8 protein-coding genes are annotated in these 7446 nt (G+C 63.1%); 1 reads left to right on the top strand and 7 read right to left on the bottom strand.

What is annotated here, in order from left to right:
* From AC1Q7H_RS35630 to AC1Q7H_RS35600, 7 genes are all read right to left on the bottom strand, one after another.
* Positions 1–226: SDR family NAD(P)-dependent oxidoreductase (locus AC1Q7H_RS35630; protein ID WP_492382289.1), on the bottom strand; the 226-nt coding region annotated here is incomplete at its 3' end.
* Between the two features lie 229 nt (positions 227–455).
* On the bottom strand, positions 456–1598 hold the full coding sequence (locus AC1Q7H_RS35625; protein ID WP_249221276.1) for a 3-deoxy-7-phosphoheptulonate synthase: 1143 nt from the start codon (positions 1596–1598) through the stop codon (positions 456–458).
* A 502-nt stretch (positions 1599–2100) separates the two neighbouring features.
* Complete coding sequence (locus AC1Q7H_RS35620; protein ID WP_148271701.1) at positions 2101–2787, bottom strand: SDR family NAD(P)-dependent oxidoreductase; 687 nt, start codon at positions 2785–2787, stop codon at positions 2101–2103.
* Positions 2788–3153: 366 nt separating this feature from the next.
* Complete coding sequence (locus AC1Q7H_RS35615) at positions 3154–3957, bottom strand: ABC transporter permease (protein ID WP_041228606.1); 804 nt, start codon at positions 3955–3957, stop codon at positions 3154–3156.
* A gap of 5 nt (positions 3958–3962) precedes the next feature.
* Positions 3963–4796: an ABC transporter permease gene (locus AC1Q7H_RS35610; RefSeq protein ID WP_492378006.1), complete on the bottom strand. Its 834-nt coding sequence runs from the start codon at positions 4794–4796 to the stop codon at positions 3963–3965.
* A gap of 6 nt (positions 4797–4802) precedes the next feature.
* Positions 4803–5660 carry an ABC transporter ATP-binding protein gene (locus tag AC1Q7H_RS35605; protein WP_211981182.1) on the bottom strand — a complete coding sequence of 286 codons (858 nt, stop codon included), beginning with the start codon at positions 5658–5660 and terminating at the stop codon, positions 4803–4805.
* 225 nt (positions 5661–5885) lie between these two features.
* Positions 5886–6260 carry a heavy metal-responsive transcriptional regulator gene (locus tag AC1Q7H_RS35600; protein ID WP_018314485.1) on the bottom strand — a complete coding sequence of 125 codons (375 nt, stop codon included), beginning with the start codon at positions 6258–6260 and terminating at the stop codon, positions 5886–5888.
* 99 nt (positions 6261–6359) lie between these two features.
* Between AC1Q7H_RS35600 and AC1Q7H_RS35595 the strand changes: the two genes are divergently transcribed.
* On the top strand, positions 6360–7187 hold the full coding sequence (locus tag AC1Q7H_RS35595) for an SDR family NAD(P)-dependent oxidoreductase (RefSeq protein WP_211981181.1): 828 nt from the start codon (positions 6360–6362) through the stop codon (positions 7185–7187).
* Positions 7188–7446 lie beyond the last annotated feature (259 nt).

The following is a 7446-nucleotide window of genomic DNA, read 5'->3' as shown; positions in this document are numbered from 1 at the left end:
TGTTGTTTCGGTCATAAGGGCGTTTCTTTCGATATCGTCTCATGACCTCAACACACAAGAAATCTGACAGGCTCCTGTCCAGCGCCGCGCAAGCGGCTTGCAGCTTGCTAATGTCGCGCGCGGCAAGAATCAGCGAATAGCCTGAGTTCGCCAGCCGTAAGCAGACGGCGCTCCCGATGCCTCCGGTAGCACCCGTCACCAGGACTACCTTGCTTGTCTCGGACATGTCGCTCTCCTTCGGTAGCCTGGTGACAGGCTTGCCATGCCCACGCAGCACGCCAGACAGGCCGATTGGCAGACATTCTGCAGGACATTCCGAACTGGACGGGCACGCCCGTCCCCGCCTGTGTCCGTTAGTTATAGTGGACGCGGCGTGTCGCCGGCGGAAGTAACTCCAACCGAGCTGTCAGCTGCCCTTCCGGATACTGGAGGCATGCAATGCCCTGACGTCTTTCCTACGGCTGCGAATCCGGCCCGCGGCGCAGACTGACCGCCTCGCTAAGCATGTCCAGCACCGCCACCGAGTCGTCCCACCCGATGCAGGCGTCGGTGATGCTCTGCCCGTATGACAACGCGGAAGGACTGTGCACGCCCGGGGTGAACTTCTGTGCGCCGGGGAACAGATGGCTTTCGACCATTACCCCGAAAATGGAGTCACTGCCGCCGCTTATCTGTTGCGCCACGTCCCGCGCGACATCGACCTGCCGCAGGTGTTGTTTGCTGCTGTTGGCGTGGCTGCAATCCACCATCAGCGAGTTGCCGAGCCCGGCCGCTTCCAGTTCCCTGCAGGCGGCCGCCACGGAATCCGCATCGTAGTTCGGGGCCTTGCCGCCACGGAGAATGACGTGGCAGTCCGGGTTGCCCTTGGTATGCACCGTCGCCACCTGCCCGTTCTTGTGCACGCCCAGGAAGTGATGTGGACGCGATGCGGCCTGGATAGCGTCGATGGCAATCCTGATGTTGCCGTCAGTGCCATTCTTGAAGCCAATCGGTGCTGAAATGCCCGAAGCCAGCTCGCGGTGCACCTGGCTCTCGGTGGTGCGGGCACCAATCGCGCCCCAGCAGATCAGGTCGCCTATGTACTGGGGCGAGATCACGTCCAGGAACTCGCCGGCCGCCGGCAACCCGAGGCGATTGATATCAACCAGCAGGCTGCGCGCGATGCGCAGGCCCTCGTCGATGCGATAGCTTTCGTCCAGATACGGGTCGTTGATCAGTCCTTTCCAGCCCACCGTGGTACGCGGCTTCTCGAAGTACACACGCATCACGATCTCCAGGGTCCCGGCGTAGCGCTGGCGCTGCTCCATCAGCCGCCGTGCGTACTCGAGTGCCGCCTGCGGGTCGTGGATCGAGCAAGGTCCCATGATCACAAGCAGCCGGCCATCCTTGCCATGCAGAATGCGCGAGATGCGCTGGCGCGTCTGGGTGACCAGGGATTCGACCGGCGTGCCCCGGATGGGGAAGAAACGGATCAGGTGTTCAGGCGGGGGCAGCGGAATGATGTCTTCGACGCGGGCGTCGTCAGTCACGCTGGTGCGGTCCGGCGGCGCCTGCCAACCCTCGGCAATGGTCAACGGAGATTTCTGTGGATCATTCATGGCTAGCTCCTGGAGAACTGGGACAGGAAGACCGCCGGCGGGTGCCAGTCAGGCGCAGCAGCGGAATCCGGAATATGTCGTTGCGATGCGGCAGGTAGCGACGGCGACGGCTCCTGAGGGACGGCCCAGGCGCGCTGGTGCGCGTCAGCAAACGCCGCATCCAGCCAGGACCTGGCTATTCTCACCCCCTCAGCCCTTATCGTCATGCATCCTCCCGAGGCCACTGTCGTGATTATCAGCCCGGCGCTGCGCAAAGCCAACCATGGCGATTGGCAAACCAGCCAATCAGCGGTCCCGGCTTTTGCGGGGGAACTACGATGTCAGGCCGCCCGCCGAATGCCCATCGCCGGGGCAAGACGGCAGCCGTGCGCGCCACGAAGCTTGGCTCGAAAGCCGTCTGTGTCGCGTGCTGCGATTTGGGGAAGATCAAGCCGTTGACGCCCGGGTCGGAGTGGATTATCGAATCGATCTCACGACATGCCAACCGAAGATCCGCACTTCCTTAAAATCGCGCTCGCCCACCGGACATGTCAAAGACAGCGCCTGCATTAAAGCGGCTGGCGTCCGAACATAGCCACGCTACCAGGTGCGCAGCCTCGGCCGGATCACCCAGGCGCCCGGCCGGGCTATCAGCAACCATGGCCGCCACCTCGTGGCTGCCGAGCGCGTGAATCATGTCGGTATCCATGGGCCCGGGTGCCACGCAATTAACATAGATGTTGCGCTTCACCAGTTCGCGGCCGATTGCTTTGGTTAGAACGACCACGCCGCCGCTGGCCGCGGAGTATGCAGCCAGCCCCGCCAGCCCCTCCTTGCCAGCCAGCGAGCCCATATTGATGATGCGGCCACCTCCCCAGCGCAACATGTGCGGCAACATCGCCTGCACGACGTACATGGTCCCTAGGAGATTCACGGCGATGATGCGATGCCATTGTGAGGCTTCGTGATTCTCGAATGGCTGCATTGGGCCAAGGTAGCCGGCAGCGTTGACCAGGATGTCGAAGCGATATCCCGCATCGACCAGTCGCGCCAGCGCCAGCCCCACCTGCCCGGCATCGGAGACATCGACGACCTCAGTGCTGGCACCTTCCATCTGGAACGGCACGATATCCCAAGCATGCACACGCGCACCACTGTCGATCAGTTGCGCAACGATCGCCCGACCGAGCCCCTTTGCACCGCCGGTCACCAGCGCTGCCTTCCCCGATAGATCATAGATATTTGACACGGCATCCCCAGCGCGCCATGGCTGCGTAGAAGCGGTAGCGCGCACGGCAGACGCCGCCCCCGCTTTATGACGCAGGCAATACCCTGAGCCTTGCCTCGTCGCGTCATCGGCGACAGGACTTGCCATGCAACCCACCCGCCGATCCCTACGGTACTAGCCCTCGTCGGGCATGCTCTGTTCGCTTCCAGACAAATACTTGCATGGTCGAAGGCGGCCACACAGACATGGTGTTCGCCGGCCGTCAGATGTCAGCGGAGTCCCTCTCGCGGTCGTCAATCTGCGCCACCGTGGGCGATGAAGCTCAATAACGGCCCAGACCGTGACCAGCTAGCTGCCAGTCGACGTGTAGTGGCGCAGCCCGATACGCCATGCGCCGATGGCCGCCAGGAGAAAAACGAAACCCGTCAACGGTGACACCAGCCCTGTCCAGGTCGGCGCACCGATCGGATCAGGCTTGCCCAATATCGCCAACGCAGGGTAGTAGGCGACGCAGGCCAGCGGCACAGCAAAGGTCAGCACGTACCGGAACCACCGCGCATACAAGGCCACCGGATATTGCGTCGCCTGTACGCCACCGTATGTGAGCACATTGGCGATCTCGAGGCTCTCGATGGTCCAGAAGGACAGCGTACCCTGCAACACGAGAATGCCAAGAAACAGCGCCACGCCGCCTGCGACCGCAAACAGGGCAATGGCGATTGATGCCGGTGTCCACGCGATGCCCACCTGCACCGTTGCAAAGGCCAACACCATCAGCCCTTGCAGCAATCGCCCCAGGCGGCTGATGCGGACGTCATGCCCCATTAATTGCAGAGCCAAAGGGCGGGGCCGCAATAGCAAGCGGTCGAATTCGCCGGTACGCAAAAAGGTCGTGCCCAGCACGTCGAATCCGCGCCCGATGGCATCGGCGATGGCGAACATGCAGTTCACCAACCCGTAGAACAGCGCCACTTCGCCGATTCGCCACCCCTGCACGTCGCCGAAGCGGTCGAACAGGGCCCAGACCGCGATCACCTCGATCCCGGTGGCAAGAAACTGACCCAGCGTGAGCATCAGCGCCGACGCGGGATAGCGCGCCTGGCTGCTCAGCGAGGCCATCGCAAGGCGGACGAACAATGCCAGCGAGCCCATGCGCCTCATCCGCCTTGCACGTAGAGCCGGCGCATCGTTCGGCTCATGGCCGCATGGCCGGCAGCGACCAGCAGCACGATCCACAGGCATTGAAGGCCCAATCCGGCGACCGCTTCCGCGCCGCCGAGTTGCCCGAAGTAGATGCGCGCCGGAATATCCATCACGCCAGCCAACGGTTGCATCAGCAGCACGGTTTGCCAGGCGTCGGGGAGCAGCGCCAGAGGCAGCAGGTTGCCTGAGAACACGACCACGACCGGCCCCGCCAGCGTATTGATGCCTCGTTCATTGAGCGCCGCAGCCGCCGCGATGTTGAGCAGCATCACAAGCGAGGCGGACAACAGCAGCGCAAACAGCATCGAGACGATGAAGCCCATGCCCGCTGCCGGCCCCGCGGGCGGCTGCAAGGCCCAGTCGCCAAACCCGGCCAATGGCAGCGCGATACCCGCAAACGCGGCCATCAACGCCATGCGCGGCAGCACGCGCGCCGCGATCCACCCGGCCGAGCGCGCAAACCACAGCGCATAGGCATCCACCGGCCGCAGCCTGTCGTAGGCCACCGCGCCGGTGCGCACCGCCTGCGCGACTTCCGGATCGCCCAACCACGGCAGCAGCGCGAGCAGGCCTTGAGCCAGCCATGTATAGGTGATGGCCTGTGCGAGCGACAGCGGCGCACTCGCCGCCGCGCTGCCGTAGAACGCCACCAGAATCATGACCTTGATACCACCCCACCAGCACTGCGTAAGGAAACCCGCGTAGGCCGCCACCCGGTACTGCAGCATCTGCAGGAACCGGCACCTGAACGCCGCGAGATAGGGACGCACGAGTTCGCGCGGCGCCATCATGGACTAGGCCTCGGCCGCGCCGTGCATCGCGTAGAAGCGCGCGATGACGGCCTCGATGGTCATGCCCTCGTCCTCCGCGTCCTCGGGGAGGCCCTCGTCCAGGCGGCGTGCAGCCACCACCTGCGACCGCAACGCCTCGACCGCGCAGTCGGCCAGCACGCGGCCGTGGCCAATGACGATCACCCGCCTGGCCAGCGCCTCGATGTCATGCATGTCGTGCGTGGTCAGCAGCACGGTAGTGCCGCGTTCCTGGTTGGCGCGCCGCACGAAGTCACGGACCGCGAGCTTGGAAGGCGCATCCAGCCCGATGGTGGGCTCGTCCAGGAACAGGATGTCGGGCTCATGCAGCAACGCCGCCGCGATCTCGGCGCGCATGCGCTGCCCCAGCGACAGCTGGCGCACAGGCTGGTCGAGCAGGCGTTCGAGATGCAACAGCGCGACCAGTTCGTCGCGCGTACGGGCAAAGCGCACCGGGTCGACCCGATAGATGTCGCGCAGCAGCGCGAATCCCTCACCGACCGGAAGATCCCACCAGAGCTGCGTGCGCTGCCCGAACACCACGCCGATGCGCGCCACATGCCGCTCGCGGTCATCGAACGGGACGCGTCCGTCGATTTCAACGCGGCCGCCGTCTGGCCGCAAGATGCCCGCAAGAATCTTGATGGTGGTCGATTTGCCCGCACCGTTCGGGCCAATGAAGCCCAGCAGTTCCCCGCGCTGCAGTTCGAACGACACCCCGGCCAGCGCATCGACCGTGCGATAGCGCGGCCGCACCAGCGCGCGCAACGCACCGAGCACGCCCGGGTCGCGCTCGTGGATGCGGTAGGTCTTTCGTAGATGACTGACGACGATCTGGGGCATGGCTGGGCACGATGAGGGCGGGGGATTTTACACGAAGTGCGGGCCGTGGCCTACCCCCCCCTTTCCGATCTCGCGACCGCGGTGCGGCTGTGGGACTGCTTGCCTTGCCACGAAAATCTGTGGAGGAGTCCCGCTATCTAAGGTGAACGAAGGTCTCTTGTCGACCCAAAGCGGCCATTGACGTTCCTGTTCGAGGCAGCATGACACTTGCACGGCCGCGACTCATCACGCTATTTCTTCTTCGACACAATCGCCGCCAACTTTGGCCAACGCATTCAGCAACCCTGTTCGCAGCGTGATCAACGCAAGACTCTTTGCGTCGAGTTCGGCGAGTTTTGCTTGCAGGCACGCGACCTTTTGGTCAACGCCGAACGTCGGACTTTCCCATACATGGACAACGTCGCCAATTTCCGCCAGCGTGAAGCCCAACTCCTTCGCGTGGACGATCAGCCGTATCCGCTGTAACGAAAGTTCGGAATAGCGCTTGTAAGTGTTCGTCGCGTTAGGTTGTGTTGGTTTGTCCAGCAGACCCATACGTTCGTAGTAACGGACGGTGTCGCGCGATACACCCGCCCTCTTGCATAGCTCGCCGATGCGCATGCTGCCTCCAATCAATGTCGTGGAACGACATTTACGCTTGACCGTTGCCTATAGTCAACGGTTTAGAGTGCAACTCCCGTTCCACTCCATCAGCAAGCTATGAGCAAATCTTTCAATTTTGGCGGAAAAACAGCACTCGTCACCGGTGCATCGTCGGGTATCGGGCGCGCGTTTGCGTATGCGTTGGCCGAACGCGGTGCGAGACTCCTGCTGGTCGCACGCTCTCACGACAAGCTGCGCAATCTGGCCGCAGAACTGCGACGCGACTATGCGTGCGACGCCGATTTTCTGACGGTCGACCTGAGCGCGGCCAACGCCGTCGACACGATCGATCTTCATCTGAAGCAGACCGGCACGGTCGTCGATGTGCTAATCAACAATGCGGGCTTCGCAGCTTACGGGCGCTTTGAAACGATTCCGTTGACGTGCCAGCGCGATGAAGTTCTGGTGAACTGCATCGCCGCGATCGAGCTGACTCATCTTCTGCTGCCGGGGATGCAAGCGCGATCCGACGGCGCAGTCATCAACGTCGCGTCAACCGCGGCATTCCAGCCCGATCCGTATATGGCCGTCTACGGCGCGACGAAGGCCTTTCTCCTGTCATTTTCGGAAGCTGTTTGGGCTGAGAACCGGCATCGGGGCATCCGGGTCGTCGCGCTATGTCCTGGCGCGACGCAAACGGCCTTTTTCGACGTTGTTGGCGCGAAGGAGGCTGCTGTCGGCGTGCCGATGCCGGTCGCGAACGTGGTGCAGGATGCCTTGTGGGCGCTCGATCGCAATCTGAGCTATTGGGTTGTGGGGGGGCGAAATCGACTGCTGGCGAACTTGCAGAGACTACTGAGCCGCCAGATGTCGGCTCGGCTCGTTGAAAAAATCCTTCGGCCAAGAGAAGTTCAGGATCTCGCGGCAACAGATCTCAAGGCGTAGGGCTGCGCCGTTTCCAGATGGTAGTCTCGACGTCGCGATCCTCAGATCGTCTTCGGCGGATAGCGAACGGCTGCAACTGGCCGACAAGCGACCTCCGCCGATCACTACTCGAACAGCTGCTGACCCGCGCAACGGATGAGCAGCGCTGGACGGCAAACGGCGTGAGCCAGCTGGTCTCGCGCCGATTGCCTCTTCCGGATGGTCGACGGCAGCCTCAAAGAGGCTGGGCGGCCCACCAGCGATGCAAGCTGCAGATCCG

This window comes from Cupriavidus sp. GW823-FHT06D04, from assembly GCF_058795055.1.
This window is presented reverse-complemented; position numbering and strand designations above follow the sequence as displayed.